This window comes from Leclercia sp. W17, from assembly GCF_003336325.1.
Lineage (GTDB): Bacteria > Pseudomonadota > Gammaproteobacteria > Enterobacterales > Enterobacteriaceae > Enterobacter.
Map to the genome: position 1 here is coordinate 137,773 of NZ_CP031101.1, position 16,434 is coordinate 154,206.

The window sequence follows — 16,434 nt, forward strand, 5'->3', positions numbered from 1 at the left end:
CAATCAGCCCTCAGAGATGAGGGCTGATTCTGTTTTCCGGCTTTAGCGTGCGGCGTTCGCCTCATCCACCCAGATCCGCATCTCCCCTTCGCCCCGGTTAGCCCAGCTAAACCACGGAATAAAGGTCAGCGTCTGCGCCTGTTGCGTGGCGGGCGCACGATCGTACTGCCACAGCGGTTGGTGTTCAGCGTCCGCGGCATGGCGGGCATACCCTTGCGTCTGGATCAGTATCTTATGGGCAAAAATCCCTTTGCCTTCAACGAGCCTGAATTCGCTGTCGGCTGGCAGGGCAAGGTTGTGCAGCCCCGCACCGTTATCCGCCTCTTCAAGACAGTAGATCAGTGGCCCGCGCTGCAAAGCCACTTTTCCGGCCTGCTGGCGCACCTGTGGATTACCGTAAACCCGGCGGACCGGCATCGGCAGGGTTAACACCAGCTTATCGCCTTTCTGCCAGCGGCGGGTCAGGTAGATATAGCCCTGACGCATCTCACCCGTGATGGGTTTGCCATTCAGCGTGAGCTGTGGATTGTCACACCAGTCCGGCACACGTAAGGCCAGGGTATAGTCGACGTCCACCGAGGAGGCGATCTCAATGACGACCTGCTCCTGCCACGGGTAGTTGCCGCTGATCCGCAATTGCAACTCCTGCTCACCCACCGGGAAAGTCATGCTGTTGCCGATGTAGAGGTTGATAAACAGGGCATCGTCGCGAACGGTATAAATGTAGTGACCAATCGAGGCCAGAACGCGGGCGATGTTTGGCGGGCAGCAGGCGCAGCCGAACCAGCGCTGGCGAACCGGCTTCACGTGATCGTAGATATGGTTAAATTTCAGCGTCTTCGGATGTACTTCCAGCGGGTTGACGTAGAAGAAGTGTTTTCCGTCCAGCGCCATGCCGCCAAGCACGGTGTTGTACAGCGCCCGCTCCATGACGTCGGCGTACTGGCTGTTGGCTTCCATTTCCAGCATGCGACGGGCAAACATCATCAGGCCGATGGAGGCGCAGCTTTCAGCATAGACGGTGTCGTTCGGCAGATCGTAATCGCTGCTGAAGGCTTCGCCGCTGCTCTGGGAACCAATCCCGCCGGTGATATAAAGCTGGCGCTGGGCCATGTTGTTCCACAGGCGCAGGCAGTCCTGGCGTTTACTCTCGTCCTGACTTAAACGGGCCAGGTGCGCGACGCCGGTCATCAGATAGACGAAGCGCACCGCATGACCAATCGCCGTTTGCTGTTCCGCCAGCGGCTGATGCGCCTGGCTGTAGGCTTTATCCTGCACCATCCACGCCGGGCCGTAGGTGTTCCAGTACGAGGTTTTGCCCCGCTTTTCATATTCGATGTCGTAGTAGTGCGGCTGGGTGCCACGCGCTTCGACGAAATATTTCGCCAGCGCCAGGTAGCGCGGCTCCTGGGTGACATCAAACAGGCGCATCAGCGCCAGCTCGATCTCCGGGTGGCCGGGATAGCCATGTAGCTGCTGCTCGCCCGGACCAAAAACGCTGTCGATATGGTCGGCCAGCTTACAGACCACCTCCAGCAGACGGCGTTTGCCGGTGCCCTGAAACCAGGCCACGCCCGCTTCAATCATATGCCCGGCGCAGTAAAGCTCGTGGCACTCCGCCAGGTTTGTCCAGCGCTCCTCCGGCGCTTTTACCGTGAACCAGGTGTTGAGATAGCCATCGTCGCACTGCGCGGCGGCTACCAGCTCAATCACCTCATCGGCGGTTTTTTCCAGCTCCGCGTCGGGCTTCTGGCATAGCGACCAGGCGACCGCCTCGAGCCATTTCGCCACGTCGCTGTCCTGAAATACCATCCCGTAGAATTCACCATTTTGCTGACCCGCCGCGATGCGAAAGTTGGCGATCGCATGGCTCGGTTCAGCCTCCTCAATGCGATCGTTCAGGGCATCCCACTGATAGGGGATGACCACATCGCGCACCAGCTGTTGATACTGACCCAGAAACGGGTCGCTGATTTTCAGTTTATGCAGGTCGGGTTCCATTATGGACATCATGTTCTCCTCAGGCGTGAGCGTGACGCTGGCGCAGGTCGGTGGCAATGCGCGTCATCATCGGGTTATTGAGTCGGCACTTGCGGATCGCCAGCGCCAGCAGCAGATGGAAAAGGGCGGGCAGCAGGGTCTCCATAGCGGTAATGCCCTGTAATGAGGCGGGCGTCTGGTTGCCCGCGCCCGGCTGGTAGGCGACGAAAATAAACACCAGGCTGATGATCCCGGCGCTGGAAGCCCAGGCCAGCTTGATGAAAAAGAGATTAAAGGCGAAGTTCATGCCGGAGGAGCGTACGCGGGTTTTCCACTCGCCGTAGTCGTCGGCAAAGGCCATCAGCGCAAAGTGCAGCGGCAGGGTAAAGCCGAGGATCACGCCGTTCGCCAGAATGACCACCAGCCACAAGGTCTGGTAAGCCGGACCGCCGGGCAGGAACCACATCCCCACCGCCAGGGCTGCCAGCACCAGGTTGGTGTAGTAGTAAAGTTTGACGGTGTCGCTGCGGCGCGACAGCAGGTTAACGATCACCGCGCCCAGAATGGAGGCAAAGGTCACCATCGTGAAGAAGAGCGAGGTGTAGGCGGTGCTCCCTTTCAGCACGTAAGTGATGAAATACATGTAGCCGCCGCCACGAATGTTGAAGACGTTAATCAGCAGGAAAGACATCACCAGCATCAGCAGCAGCTGGTCGTTTTTACGCAACCCGGCGAGGTGCTCCTTAAGGGTAAATTTTCCCATCATCGCCAGCGGTACGCGCTCGCGAACCCAGAAGAAGCAGCACAGGAACATCACCACTGCAATGGCGCACAGCACACCTACGCCGAACTGATATCCCTGCGCCACGTTGCCCTGGCCGAGAAGTTCAACCAGCCAAGGCAGGCCAACGGAGACCAGAAAACCGGCCACGCCGCACAACACAAAACGCCATGACTGGCAGGAGATCACTTCGCTGTGGCGGGTGGTCATGGTGTTGATCAGCGCGCAATAGGGCACGTTGATGGCGGTATAGCCCACCGAGAGCAGCAGATAGGTGCCGAAGGCCCAGGCGATTTTGACTCCCATGCCCGCGTCCGGCACGGTGAAGGTCAGCACGCCGATAATGCCAATCGGCAGGGCGACCCACAGCTGCCAGGGGCGAAAGCGTCCCCAGCGGCTCTGGGTACGGTCGGCGATGATCCCCATCACCGGGTCGGATATGGCGTCGAAGATGCGCAGGGCGATAAACAGCGTGCCGACCAGCGCCGGGGTTAAACCAAAGACATCGGTATAGAAAAAAGTGAGAAAGTTCATGATCAAACAGGTGATCACCGTGCCGCCGGCATCACCCAGGCCGTAGCCTATTTTTTCTCGCACCGTCAGGCGATCGTTGATGGCCTGCTGGGCGATCTCTGTCTGTGTAATCGGGGTGGAAGTCATGAGGTAACTCCTCGGGTTATTGGATTTTTTATGTTGTTTTGCAGAGTACCTGACTAATTTTGCACTGTTCCCTGGGGGCAACAAGGGAAGGGAAAAGTATAAAAAGGTGAGGATTCCGACCTTGTTCGTAAAATGTGATTTTGATCGGGACGAATAACAAATAGCTGTTAATAATCAGTGATAAAGAGAAAGAATCTGCTCATAAATAGCGAGAAATTGAATAACCATGCTCGAATTATCCATAGCGCTTCCGATCAGGGTGCAGAATGGCGGCTATTTTATCTCCCGGGGTGTCGGGCGACATCCGGCGCGCAGGCTCGACTCCTGGGAGGTCATCTTTGTGGAAAAGGGGACATTAACGATCCAGGAGGATACGACGCTGTTTGAGGTCCATGCCGGAGAAAGTCTGCTCCTCTGGCCCCACCGCCGACACAAGGGGATTGAAGATTTTCCTGCCGATTTACGCTTTTACTGGCTGCATTTTGAAGTTCACGAGCAGGCCGCGCCGTCATCCCTGAGTACACTGCTGTCGGTGCAGCAGCACGGCAAAACCGGCGATCCGCAGGCGATGATTGCCCTGTTCCGGCAATTTCTGACCGAACAGGAGAAGCTCCAGCGCAGCCCGGCGCTGGAATTTATTCTGCTGCTGATTTTGCAACAGCTCTCAGTCATGCCCGGGCAGGAGCTCGCCCCGGATGAAGCGGGCGTCAGCCTGGCATGGAAGGCACGGCAGCTGATCAGCACGCAGTTTCACCGGCCACTCTCCACGTCGCAGCTTGCCCGGGAGCTGCACTGCAACGCCGATTATCTGGGGCGGGTGTTTCGTCGGGTCTTTCATCTGACGCTCACCGAGGCTATCCACCGTCAGCGCGTCCGGGCCGCGGAGAAGCTACTGCTTAATGATGCCGTGTCGCTGAAGGAGGTGGCGGTGCGCTGCGGGTTTAACGACACCGGATATTTCCGGCAAATTTTTCGTAAGCATACCGGGTTAACGCCCGGTGTCTGGAAGCGCCGCTACTGCAAGGAGCACATCAATTCCGCCTGAGCGCTGTGGCAAATGGCCAGTATTCGCGGCAGGACGCACAAAAGTGACTTTTTGCCCCGTCTGATCAAAGCGCGTGCCCTGAACACTCTGGCAACCTGACTTTTTCAACAAGGATGGAGCAGGCGATGAACCCGTTTATTGTTGCGGACCCGGCGAAATGTATTGGCTGTCGCACCTGCGAAGTGGCCTGCGTGGTCTCGCACCAGGAGAATCAGAATTGTGCCGCCGTGACGGCAAAGACCTTTACCTCCCGCATCCGGGTGGTGAAAGGCGGGACGTTCACTACGGCGGTCACCTGCCACCAGTGTGAAGATGCGCCCTGCGCTAACGTCTGCCCGACGCAGGCCATTCAGCGGCAGGCGGGGGTGTGGCGGGTGGATCAGGCGCGCTGTATCGGCTGTAAAAGCTGTATGGTCGCCTGTCCGTTTGGGGCGATGCAGGTGACGGGGAGTGCTGAGCAGGTTCAGGCCCTGAAGTGCGACCGCTGTGCGCACCGCGAAGCGGGACCGGCCTGCGTCGCGGCCTGTCCAACCCGTGCGTTAAGCTGCGTCGATCCCGCCAGATTACGCGCCGAACGGCTGCGTTATCTGGCGTAAACCGTTATGGGCGTTGTTCCTGCCAGGCGAGCTCGATCTCTTCTGCCAGGATTTTAACACCGGCTTCGATTTTTTCCGGGTCCGGCACGTAGTTCATGCGCATGCACTGGTGAGTGTGCGGCCAGGGTTTATCCAGCCCCGGGAAGAAGTAATCCCCCGGTACCATCAATACTCCGCGCTTTTTCAGACGCTGATAGAGCAGCTCGGTGGTGATCGGCAGATCCTTAAACCACAGCCAGAGGAAAATTGCCCCTTCGGGTTTGTGGATCAGACAGCGCTCTTCCGGGAGATAGCGGCGGATAGTCGCAATGGTCTCCTGGACGCGCTGATAATAGAAAGGCTTAATCACCTCGTTGGACAGGCGCAGCAGATCGTTGCGCTTAATCATCTCGCACATCATTGCCGGGCCGATCCCGCCAGGGGAGAGGCTGATGATGCCGTTCATGTTGGTGATAGCGGTGATAATTTTCTCATTGGCGATGATAATCCCGCAGCGGCTGCCCGGCAGGCCCAGCTTGGAGAGGCTCATGCACAGGACAATGTTCGGGTTCCACAGCGGACGCGCTTCGCTGAAGATAATGCCCGGGAAGGGCACCCCATAGGCGTTATCAATCACCAGCGGAATGTCATGCTGGTTCGCCAGCGTATCCAGCTTAATCAGCTCTTCATCGGTGATGACGTTGCCGGTCGGGTTGGTGGGGCGCGAGACGCAGATCATCCCGGTCTCTTCGCCAATATGCAGATGCTCAAAATCGACGTGATATTTGAACTGGCCTTCCGGCAGTAGCTCGATGTTCGGGCGCGCGGCGACGAAAAGATCGTCCTCAAGGCCGGAGTCGGCATAACCGATGTACTCCGGCGTCAGCGGGAAGAGCACTTTTTTGGTGGTGCCGTCGGCACGTCGTCCCGCGAAGAGGTTAAATAAGTAGAAAAACGCGCTCTGGCTGCCGTTTGTCAGAGCAATGTTCTGTGGATCAATCTCCCAGCCGAGGGTGTCGCGCAGCATCTCCGCGAGGGCAGCGAGCAGCTCGGTTTTGCCCTGCGGGCCGTCGTAATTGCACAGCGCATCTCTGGCTTTGCCATTTTCCAGCATGTCTGCGAGGAGCGTCTGAAAATAGGCGTTCATCTCGGGGATTTGTGCCGGGTTACCGCCGCCGAGCATGATGGCGCCCGGTGTGCGCAGCCCGTCGTTGAGATCCTCCATCAGGCGGGTGATGCCTGAATGGCGGGTGAATTTGTCGCCGAAAAGTGAAAAAGTCATAGCAGGTGATCTGTCGAGCGTGTTCTAAGTGTGGCTCACCATAACGCTACAACTGCGCAGGTGCAAATCAGCGTCGAAACGAAGATGTGTGACTTTATGTTGTTAGTTTGCCATCAGGCAGCAAGTTATCCTGCTTCCCTCTCCCGTGGGAGAGGGATTTTGCCCCTGCCGATCAGCGATTACCCGCCCACACCACCATCACCTTGTCGCCCTGATGCTCGCGTACAAAGCCGTAGCCCTGAGGCAAGGTTAACGTGGTTTGTGTCCCTTCGCCCACCGCCGGATGGCGGGCGCGGAACTGCCCGAGCCGCTGCCAGTGGGCGACGGTTGCAGCCTGCGCGCCGCTGATATCCTGCCAGTTCATGTCTGAGCGCGTGCCCTGTAAAGGATCGGAGCCCGTCGGGCCGAACGGTCTTGCTGATTCATCGCCATAAAAGATCTGTACGCTACCCGGCGCCAGCAACAGCAGCTCTGCCGCACGCTGATCACCCTCGCGGAACAGACGGGTATCGTGAGAGGAGAGATAGCTCAGGACGTTAAAGCTCTGCAGCTTTTCTGCCATCTGCTGCCAGGTCAGGTCGATGTCCGCCAGGCAATCTACCGCTTTGGCCGCCTGCTCCTGGTAATCAAAATTGATCATCGCATCGAAGCCGTGACGGTAGTAATCGCTCTGCATCACCCCGTGCCCCCAGGATTCACCGGTCATCCAGAACGGCGCATCGTCGAGTTTTTTCTCCGGGTTGGCCGCTTTCCATGCTTTAAGGGCATCGCTGGCCTGGTCTTTCAGCTGCTGCCAGCCCGCCAGCTCAACGTGCTTGGCGGTATCAACGCGGAAACCGTCGATACCGTATTCACGCACCCACTGACTCAGCCAGTGGGTGAGGTAATCCCGGGGCGTGTAACCGTCAATGGCCTTCGCCCGGGTGTCGGGCTTGTGGCGATAAAAATTCGGTAAGCCTGATGGGGTGGTCGATTCGGTTTTCAGGTCCGGCAGGAAGGCCAGCGACATGGTCAGATCGTCGAAACCGGGGTTGTCGTAGTCGCCAATGTCGGTGCGTATCCACTTCTTGCCCCACCAGTTTTCCCAGCCCGCTTTATCGCTGAAGTTGATGTAGTCATTAAAGCTGTGCCAGCTCTGTCCGGTGCCCGGTTTCCAGTCGGTCCAGCGTTCGCCCAGGGTTTTCTTCAGCTCTTCGCCCTGCAGATAGAGCGACCCGAACTGGTACTCCTGCATATCCGCCAGCGTCGCGTAACCGGTGTGGTTCATTACCACGTCAAAGAGGATGCGAATCCCCCGGCGATGGGCTTCATCCACCAGCTGACGTAAATCATCCACCGTACCCATGTTGGCATCGAGCCGGGTCCAGTCCTGAGTGTAATAACCGTGATAGGCGTAATGGGGGAAATCCCCCTTGGTGCCGCCGCCGACCCAGCCGTGGATCTGCTCCAGCGGGGAGCTGATCCATAGGGCGTTAACGCCGAGCTGTTGCAGATAATCCAGCTTGCTGGTGAGCCCTTTCAGGTCGCCGCCGTGGAAGGTGCCGATCTCCTGCATACCATCTTTATGGCGCCCGTAGCTGTTGTCGTTGCCCGGATCGCCATTCTCAAACCGGTCGGTGAGAACAAAATAGACGGTGGCGTTTTGCCAGCTGAACGGGGCGGGCTTGTACGTTTCTGCCCGCTCCAGTAACAGCAGGCCGTTGCTCCCCGGTGCGGGTTGCAGGGTAATTTTACCCTGCTGCACGGTGGCGGTCTGTTTGCTGTAAAAATCACGCACCACGCTCCCTTCCGGGAAAGTATTGCTGACATCGAGCGTCAACGGTTTGCCGTCCCATTTGGGGCACTGGCGCACTACCGATGCCACCGCCTTTTCGCTGGCGCTGGCAACGGTCAACATCAGCGTTGGCGTGCCGGAGCGGGTATCAATTCGTGCCTGATAATCCCCGTCGCGGAAGATGCGCCACTGCGCCGGATCGCCTTCGCACGGCTTCAGTGACATCATCTCGTTGAGTTTTATGGCGTTGGTGGGTTGCCAGCACGCCTTGTCAAAACTCAACGTGAGCGGGCGGGTACCCTTCGTCAGCTTTGCCTGTGCCGTGAAGACGCCCGATCCTTCAGCGGTAAAGGCCGGAAAGCCGGGGGCGGACCAGTCGGCGCTGGCCAGTGCAGGCAAGAACAGAAGAGCGAGAGCAGAACGTTTCATACCATTTTCCTGTCACAGCATTTTGCTCAGTTTGCCATCTATTTTAGTGGGCAAACTCATCCCCTGGCGCTATCGCGCAGGGAGGAGCAAAGAGGGTGAGTGATCTCACGCTAAGTACGCTATTTAACTGCGATATTGAGCACGTTTTCGCGAAAATGATGCTGAAACGCGCAGATTCCAGGTGACAGGGTTTCGGATTTGGACTATTTCTAAGGATGCTCTTCTCGTCTATTTTTGCTAGGATTTGAGATTCGCCTCTCAATTTTCGAAAAAAATAAGGTGTTGGAATGTTTCTATCCGACCAGGAGACCTAATGATATCGACTCCCATTCGACGATATGGGGCTGCGATACTCATGTTACTCACCACGGCATTTTCTGGTGGGGTGCTTGCAAAGACGCACACGGATACAACGAGTAAGAAAGCCCACGTCATAAAGACGACAACAAGTAGTAAGGTTAGCAGTAAACAAGAGTATTCTCGCAATAGTGCAAAGAGTAGTTCACTTCCTGATTTGCGAAAATACCCTTCCGGAACACCAAGGAAAAAAGCGTTTCTCCGGACGGTAATGCCTTACATTACAAGTCAAAATGCCGCGATTACGGCGGATCGTAACTGGCTTATTTCCAAGCAGTACGACAGCCGCTGGTCGCCGTCCGAGCGTGCGCGCCTGAAAGAGATAGCCAAAAACTATAAAGTGAGCTGGAACGGGAACACACGTCGTGTACCGTGGAACACCTTGCTTGAGCGTGTGGATATCATCCCAGGCAGCATGGTCGCAACGATGGCGGCAGCCGAAAGTGGCTGGGGCACCTCTAAGCTGGCCCGTAGCAATAACAACCTGTTCGGCATGAAATGTGCGAAAGGTCGTTGTACTAATGCGCCGGGCAAAGTGAAAGGTTACTCGCAGTTTGAATCGGTAAAAGATTCCGTGAATGCGTATGTTGTGAATCTGAACACGCATCCGGCCTATAAATCCTTCCGTAAGTCGCGTGCGCAGCTGCGTAAAGCAGACCAGGAAGTGACGGCGAGCAATATGATCCACAAGCTGAAAGGTTACTCAACCCAGGGCCAACGCTATAACAACTATCTGTTTGCGATGTACCAGGATAACCAGCGCTTAATTGCTGCTCATATGTAATCTTAAAAAAAGGCCTTCCATCCGGAAGGCCTTTTTTATTTATATCAGTACTTCACTGTAGCGATCGCGATACTCTTTCGGCGTGGTGTCATACTCTTTTTTAAAGACCGAATAGAAATACTGCAACGACGGATAACCGCACATCTGCGAAATCTCGTTAATGGAGAGCGAGGTCGAAATCAGCAGGCTGCGGGCTTTCTCCAGTTTCTCTGCATGGATAACCGCATGGATCGTCTCGCCCACCTCTTCTTTAAAGCGCTTCTCCAGATTTGAACGCGAAATCCCTACCGCATCCAGCACCTGATCCACTTTGATGCCTTTGCAGGCGTGGTTACGAATGTAGTGCATGGCCTGAATGACGGCCGGATCGTTCAGCGAGCGGTAATCCGTTGAGCGTCGCTCCACCACACGAACCGGTGGCACCAGCAGACGTTGCAGGGGAAGATTTTCGTTATCCAGCAGCCGGTGCAGCAGCTTGGCCGCCTGATAGCCCATCTGACGTGTTCCCTGCGCCACGGACGACAGCGCCACGCGTGACAGGTAGCGGGTGAGCTCTTCATTATCGATCCCGATGACGCACAGCTTTTCCGGCACCGGAATATGCAGATGTTCGCACACCTGCAGCACATGCCGGGCGCGGGCATCGGTCACGGCGATAATGCCGGTCTGCGGTGGCAGGGTTTGCAGCCAGTCGGCGAGACGGTTCTGCGCGTGCTGCCAGTTTTCCGGGGCCGTTTCCAGCCCCTGATAAACCACGCCGCGATACTTCTCCTTTGCGACCAGCTGACAGAAAGCGTATTCCCGTTCCGCCGCCCAACGTTTTCCGCTGGAGGTGGGCAGGCCATAAAAGGCGAAGCGGTGAACCCCTTTTTCTTTGAGATGTAGAAACGCGCTCTCTACCAGAGCGTGATTGTCGGTGGCGATATAGTGAACGGCAGGGTAGTGTTCCGGCTGGTGGTAAGAGCCGCCAACGCCGACGATGGGGACGTCGACATCGACCAGCAGTTGCTGGATAACGGCGTCGTCAAAATCCGCGATGACGCCGTCGCCCAGCCAGTCTTTGATATTTTCGATTCGCGTGCGGAAATCTTCTTCGATGAAAATATCCCACTCGGATTGCGACGCCTGCAAATATTCCCCAACGCCCTCGACGACCTGACGGTCATAAGCTTTGTTGGCATTGAATAACAACGTAATGCGGTGACGCTTCTCAAACATGGCGCTATTTTTCCAGTATCAGTGACAGATGAAAAGGCATCCTCAGGCGCGCCGTTTGGTAGCGGAATCCATCCATACCGCCAGCAACAAAATGGCACCCTTGACGATATACTGCCAGAATGTCGGGACGTCCATCATACTCATTCCGTTATCCAGCGACGCCATAATAAATGCCCCCATAACTGCCCCTGCGACGCTACCGACACCTCCGGCAAGACTGGTTCCGCCGATGACACAGGCGGCGATGGCATCGAGTTCGGCAATATTCCCGGCAGACGGCGAGCCCGCACCCAGACGTGAGCTTAAGATCAGGCCCGCTACGGCAACCATCAGGCCATTAATGGCAAAGACGGCAAGTTTGGTGCGTTCAACATTAATACCTGACAGACGTGCGGCCTCAAGGTTGCCGCCGATGGCATAAATACGCCGACCAAAGGCGGTGCGGGTCGCCATAAACATGCCTGCCAGTAATAACAGCACCAGTATCAGCACCGGCGTCGGCACGCCGCGATAGTCGTTCAGCAGCCAGATTGCCCCCAGCACGATCACCGCCGTCAGCGCCTGACGCCCGACGACAGAGGTGGAAGGCGTTGTGGCTAACCCTAACGTCTGACGGCGCATTCTGCCGCGCCATTGCCAGGCAACAAACGCCATCAGGCCAATCGCGCCGAGGGTAAAACCCACTCCGCCGGAGAGATAGCTCTGCCCAATCTGCGACATGGAGGCGCTGGTGGGGGAGACGGTGGTGCCGTTGGTGATGCCAATCAGAATACCGCGGAAGGCCAGCATTCCCGCCAGCGTGACGATAAACGACGGTACTTTGCGGTAGGCCACCCACCAGCCGTTCCAGGTGCCGAGCAGCAAGCCGAGCAGCAGGGTGACCACGATAGTGAGCGGCAGCGGCCAGCCCAGCCAGACGTCGAAAATCGCCGCCACGCCCCCCAGCAGGCCCATCATTGAGCCCACGGAGAGGTCGATTTCCGCGGAGATAATCACAAACACCATCCCCACCGCCAGAATGCCGGTAATGGCGGTCTGGCGCAGCAGGTTGGAGACGTTACGCGCGCTGAGATAGGAGCCGTCGGTCATCCAGGTGAAGAACAGCATGATCGCCACGATAGCGGCAATCATGACAAACACCTGCAGATTGAGCGCTTTTAGCCCGGAAAACAGACCCGGTGCGGGTGCCGTGACTTTTAACTCAGAGGGGTTGCTTTTCGACATGGCGTTCGCTCCTTAGTGCGGCTTCCATCACCTGTTCCTGCGTCAGGTTCTGGTTTATCAGGTTGGCTTTCAGTTTTCCTTCGTGCATCACCAGTACCCGGTCACTCAGACCCAGCACTTCAGGAAGCTCCGAGGAGATCACAATCACGGCGATACCCTGCTGGACCAGCTGGTTGATCAGCTTGTAGATTTCGTATTTCGCACCGATATCAATCCCGCGGGTGGGTTCATCGAGGATCAGGATGCGCGGGTTGAGCAACAGGCAGCGGGCGAGGATCGCCTTCTGCTGATTGCCCCCGCTCAGGCGGCCAATCGCCAGTTCCGGGGAGGAGGTTTTGACTTTCAGCTGCTGTAAAGAGTGAAGAATGCAGTGCTGTTCCGCGGCATCATCCAGACTGCTCAGCGTGCCGCTGAACTGATCTAATGCGGCAAGGGTGATATTTTTGCCCACCGCCATCACCGGTACGATGCCATCTTTTTTGCGATCTTCCGGCACCATCGCGATACCCTGGGCGATGGCCTGCTGACAGTTTTTGATCTCTACCTGCTGCCCATCAATAAAGATGCTGCCCTCCCAGCGACCAGGCCAGACGCCGAACAGACACTGCACAGCCTCGGTGCGCCCGGCGCCAACCAGCCCGGCCACCCCCAGGATCTCACCGCGATGCAGCGAGAAAGAGACATCATTGACCCGTTTAATATGGCGATTCACCGGATGCCAGGCGGTAAGGTGCTCCACGCGCAGCACCTCTTCCCCCAGGGTGTGGGGTTCGTTCGGGTAGAGTGCGGTGAGCTCACGGCCCACCATCATGGTAATAATGTCGTCCTCGCTCATCCCCTGCGCTTCCCGGGTGCCGATATGCTGCCCGTCGCGAATTACGCACACCGTGTCCGAAATCGCTTTCACTTCGTTGAGCTTGTGGGAGATATAAATGCAGGCAATCCCGTGGTTTTGCAGGTCACGAATGATGTCCAGCAATACCGCGGTTTCCTGTTCCGTCAGCGATGCTGTTGGTTCATCGAGGATCAGCAGACGCACCTGTTTGTTCAGGGCCTTGGCGATCTCCACGAGTTGCTGCTGTCCCAGACCTAAATCACCCACCCGGGTGTCGGGGGAGATCGTCAGACTGACCTGCGCCAGCAGCTTTTCGCAGCGCAAGGTCATGGTGTCGTAATCCAGGACGCCGTGGCGGGTTATCTCGGCGCCGAGGAAGATATTTTCCAGCACGGTCAGATGCTTCACCAGCGCCAGCTCCTGGTGAATGATGGCGATCCCTTTGCGCTCGGTGTCGCGGATGTGTGTGGCCTGCAGCGTTTCGCCGGAAAAGACAATTTCACCCTCGTAGCTGCCGTGAGGATAGATGCCGCACAGAACCTTCATTAAGGTGGATTTGCCCGAGCCATTTTCGCCGCATAACGACATGATCTCGCCGGGGTTTAAGCGCAGGCTGACGTTGTCGACGGCCTTCACCGCGCCAAACGCTTTGGTGATACTTTTCATTTCAAGTAAATAAGACATAACTGCTCCGCATGACCCGAAGGAAAACAGTACAAGTCGATGTGCCCCCGCAAGCCGGGGGCGATGATGGATTACAGTTCGCTCTTTTTATGGAAACCGTCTTTCACAACGGTGGCGTCAATGTTCTCTTTATTGACTTCGATAGGGATGAGCAGTCGGGAAGGCACATCTTTCAGGCCGTTGTTTAAGCTGGCATCCGCTTTAGGCTGTTGGCCATTGCCGAGCTCAACGGCAATTTCTGCGGCGGTGGTGGCAAGCTCGGTGATCGGCTTATATACCGTCATGGTCTGGGTACCTGCCACAATACGTTTCACCCCGGCAAGGTCCGCATCCTGCCCGGAGATCGCCACTTTTCCGGCCAGACCTTGGGCGCTGAGTGCCTGAATCGCGCCGCCTGCGGTCGCATCGTTAGAGGCCACCACGGCATCGATTTTGTTATTATTGGCGGTGAGGGCGTTTTCCATAATTTTTAACGCGTTTTCAGGTAACCAGCCGTCCGCCCACTGATCGCCAACGATCTTAATTTTGCCTTCATCAATATAGGGCTTCAGCACCTTCATCTGCCCGGCGCGGAAGAGTTTGGCGTTGTTGTCCACCGGGGAGCCGCCCATCAGGAAGTAATTGCCTTGTGGGACTTTGGCGACCAGGCTTTGCGCCTGTAATTCGCCGACTTTTTCATTGTCGAAGGAAATATAATAATCAATGTCCGCATTATTAATCATGCGGTCGTAGGCCAGCACTTTAATCCCTTCGCGCTTGGCTTCTTTTACCACGTTACTTAAAACCTGACCGTTATAAGGAATAATAACCAGCACGTCGACGCCGCGGTTTATCATATTTTCGATTTGCGACATTTGCGTTTCTTCATTGCCATTGGCAGACTGGACGAAAACTTTCGCACCTAATGCTTCTGCCTTATTGACAAAAATATCGCGATCTTTTTGCCAGCGCTCCAGACGGAGGTCATCAATCGCCATGCCGATTTTGACTTCTTTTGCATGACTCGCCGTACTCGCCAGCAGCAGCGATGCACAAAGAGTGAGGCACAGGTTCTTTATCTTCATAATTGTATTGCCTTTTGTAGGGTTAGGTTGCTGAGATAAAAGAAACAATCATTGCAAGAGACGTAGCAAATTCTTAACGGGGAATGGCAGGCTGGCAATTACAGATTTTTATCTTCTCGTTATGATATTTGGTTTATTTTCGAATTTATGACCGCGATCGAATTTTAAATTCTATAAGCTCTTAATTACACGTGATTATGGAATTTGTGCTGTGAAATTTGTTTGTCTGCAAATTGATTTTGCGAGCCAGCGCACGTTTGTGCATTCTCTCAATAGCAGTGTGAAATAACGTAATTGAGCAACCTGCGATCCCTATTCAGTATTACTCCAGTATCAACTCTTTGCTGTATCCCTGATTATGGAGCTCACTATGCAAGCTTATTTCGATCAACTCGATCGCGTTCGTTATGAAGGTCCGAAATCCTCAAATCCTTTAGCGTTTCGTCATTACAACCCGGACGAGCTGGTGCTGGGTAAGCGCATGGAAGATCACCTGCGTTTTGCTGCCTGCTACTGGCACACCTTCTGCTGGAACGGTGCCGATATGTTTGGCGTAGGCTCATTCGATCGTCCGTGGCAGCAGCCAGGCGAAGCGCTGGAGCTGGCAAAACGCAAAGCGGATGTCGCCTTTGAGTTCTTCCACAAGCTGAATGTCCCTTATTACTGCTTCCACGATGTGGACGTTTCACCGGAAGGCGCATCGCTGAAAGAGTATCTGAATAACTTTGCGCAGATGGTCGATGTGCTGGCCGAAAAACAGCAGCAGAGCGGCGTGAAGCTGCTGTGGGGCACCGCCAACTGCTTTACCCATCCGCGCTATGGCGCAGGCGCTGCCACCAACCCGGACCCGGAAGTCTTCAGCTGGGCGGCCACGCAGGTGGTGACGGCGATGAATGCTACCCATAAGCTGGGCGGTGAAAACTATGTGCTGTGGGGCGGGCGTGAAGGCTACGAAACGCTGCTCAATACTGATTTACGTCAGGAGCGCGAGCAGATTGGCCGCTTCATGCAGATGGTGGTCGAGCATAAACACAAAATCGGCTTCCAGGGTACGCTGCTGATTGAGCCAAAACCGCAGGAGCCGACCAAGCATCAGTACGACTACGACGTGGCGACGGTCTACGGCTTCCTGAAGCAGTTCGGGCTGGAAAAAGAGATCAAGGTGAATATCGAAGCCAACCACGCGACGCTGGCGGGTCACTCGTTCCATCACGAGATCGCCTCCGCTATCGCGCTGGGCATTTTCGGCTCCGTAGATGCCAACCGCGGCGATCCGCAGCTGGGCTGGGATACCGACCAGTTCCCGGTCAGCGTGGAAGAAAACGCGCTGGTGATGTACGAAATTATCAAAGCGGGTGGGTTCACCACCGGCGGCCTGAACTTTGACGCCAAAGTGCGCCGTCAGAGCACTGATAAATACGATCTCTTCTATGGCCATATCGGGGCGATGGATACCATGGCGATGTCATTGAAAGTGGCTGCCCGCATGATTGAAGACGGTGAGCTGGATAAGCGCGTGGCGAAACGTTATGGCGGCTGGAACAGTGAGCTGGGTCAGCAAATTTTGAAAGGCCAGTTATCACTGACCGAACTGGCGAAGTACGCTGAACAGCATAACCTGGCGCCGCAGCACCAGAGCGGTCATCAGGAACTGCTGGAGAATCTGGTGAATCATTATCTGTTTGATAAGTAACCGGGTATTGCCGGGCAGCGCGACGCTAGCCCGGCTTACGGTTAGCCCA

At 56.0% G+C, this 16,434-nt stretch carries 12 protein-coding genes; 4 read left to right on the forward strand and 8 right to left on the reverse strand.

The features are described 5' to 3' along the window. Positions 1 to 42: 42 nt before the first annotated feature. Positions 43 to 2,010 (reverse strand): glycoside hydrolase family 127 protein, encoded by a 1,968-nt coding sequence (locus DVA44_RS00690; RefSeq protein ID WP_114385527.1) that lies wholly within the window; start codon positions 2,008 to 2,010, stop codon positions 43 to 45. Positions 2,011 to 2,020: 10 nt separating this feature from the next. Continuing rightward, entirely contained in the window at positions 2,021 to 3,421 is a 1,401-nt protein-coding gene (locus tag DVA44_RS00695) for an MFS transporter (protein WP_114385528.1), read from the reverse strand. Between the two features lie 226 nt (positions 3,422 to 3,647). Between DVA44_RS00695 and DVA44_RS00700 the strand changes: the two genes are divergently transcribed. Both DVA44_RS00700 and DVA44_RS00705 read left to right on the forward strand, forming a co-directional pair. Then, positions 3,648 to 4,466 (forward strand): helix-turn-helix domain-containing protein, encoded by an 819-nt coding sequence (locus DVA44_RS00700; RefSeq protein WP_103177760.1) that lies wholly within the window; start codon positions 3,648 to 3,650, stop codon positions 4,464 to 4,466. 125 nt (positions 4,467 to 4,591) lie between these two features. Next, entirely contained in the window at positions 4,592 to 5,062 is a 471-nt protein-coding gene (locus DVA44_RS00705) for a 4Fe-4S binding protein (RefSeq protein ID WP_114385529.1), read from the forward strand. A gap of 4 nt (positions 5,063 to 5,066) precedes the next feature. Here the strand turns inward: DVA44_RS00705 and avtA are convergent, their stop codons facing one another. Beyond that, positions 5,067 to 6,323: a valine--pyruvate transaminase gene (gene avtA, locus DVA44_RS00710; protein ID WP_114385530.1), complete on the reverse strand. Its 1,257-nt coding sequence runs from the start codon at positions 6,321 to 6,323 to the stop codon at positions 5,067 to 5,069. 172 nt (positions 6,324 to 6,495) lie between these two features. After that, the gene (locus DVA44_RS00715; RefSeq protein WP_114385531.1) at positions 6,496 to 8,526 is read right to left on the reverse strand and encodes an alpha-amylase; all 2,031 of its coding nucleotides are present in this window, start codon (positions 8,524 to 8,526) and stop codon (positions 6,496 to 6,498) included. Between the two features lie 313 nt (positions 8,527 to 8,839). Between DVA44_RS00715 and DVA44_RS00725 the strand changes: the two genes are divergently transcribed. After that, on the forward strand, positions 8,840 to 9,667 hold the full coding sequence (locus tag DVA44_RS00725) for a protein bax (RefSeq protein ID WP_103824347.1): 828 nt from the start codon (positions 8,840 to 8,842) through the stop codon (positions 9,665 to 9,667). 39 nt (positions 9,668 to 9,706) lie between these two features. Here the strand turns inward: DVA44_RS00725 and xylR are convergent, their stop codons facing one another. From xylR to xylF, 4 genes are all read right to left on the reverse strand, one after another. Continuing rightward, on the reverse strand, positions 9,707 to 10,885 hold the full coding sequence (gene xylR / locus DVA44_RS00730) for a D-xylose utilization transcriptional activator XylR (RefSeq protein WP_103177765.1): 1,179 nt from the start codon (positions 10,883 to 10,885) through the stop codon (positions 9,707 to 9,709). A gap of 42 nt (positions 10,886 to 10,927) precedes the next feature. Then, positions 10,928 to 12,109, reverse strand: coding sequence for a xylose ABC transporter permease XylH (gene xylH, locus DVA44_RS00735; protein ID WP_114385532.1), 1,182 nt, complete (start codon positions 12,107 to 12,109; stop codon positions 10,928 to 10,930). Next, positions 12,087 to 13,628, reverse strand: a complete 1,542-nt coding sequence (locus DVA44_RS00740; RefSeq protein ID WP_114385533.1) for a xylose ABC transporter ATP-binding protein — start codon at positions 13,626 to 13,628, stop codon at positions 12,087 to 12,089. The genes xylH and DVA44_RS00740 overlap by 23 nt, the downstream gene beginning before the upstream one ends. Before the next feature lie 71 nt (positions 13,629 to 13,699). Continuing rightward, on the reverse strand, positions 13,700 to 14,692 hold the full coding sequence (gene xylF, locus DVA44_RS00745) for a D-xylose ABC transporter substrate-binding protein (protein ID WP_114385534.1): 993 nt from the start codon (positions 14,690 to 14,692) through the stop codon (positions 13,700 to 13,702). Positions 14,693 to 15,062: 370 nt separating this feature from the next. On the opposite strand from xylF, the gene xylA reads away from it, so the two are divergent. Continuing rightward, the gene (xylA, locus tag DVA44_RS00755; RefSeq protein WP_114385535.1) at positions 15,063 to 16,385 is read left to right on the forward strand and encodes a xylose isomerase; all 1,323 of its coding nucleotides are present in this window, start codon (positions 15,063 to 15,065) and stop codon (positions 16,383 to 16,385) included. The last annotated feature ends 49 nt before the right edge of the window (positions 16,386 to 16,434 follow it).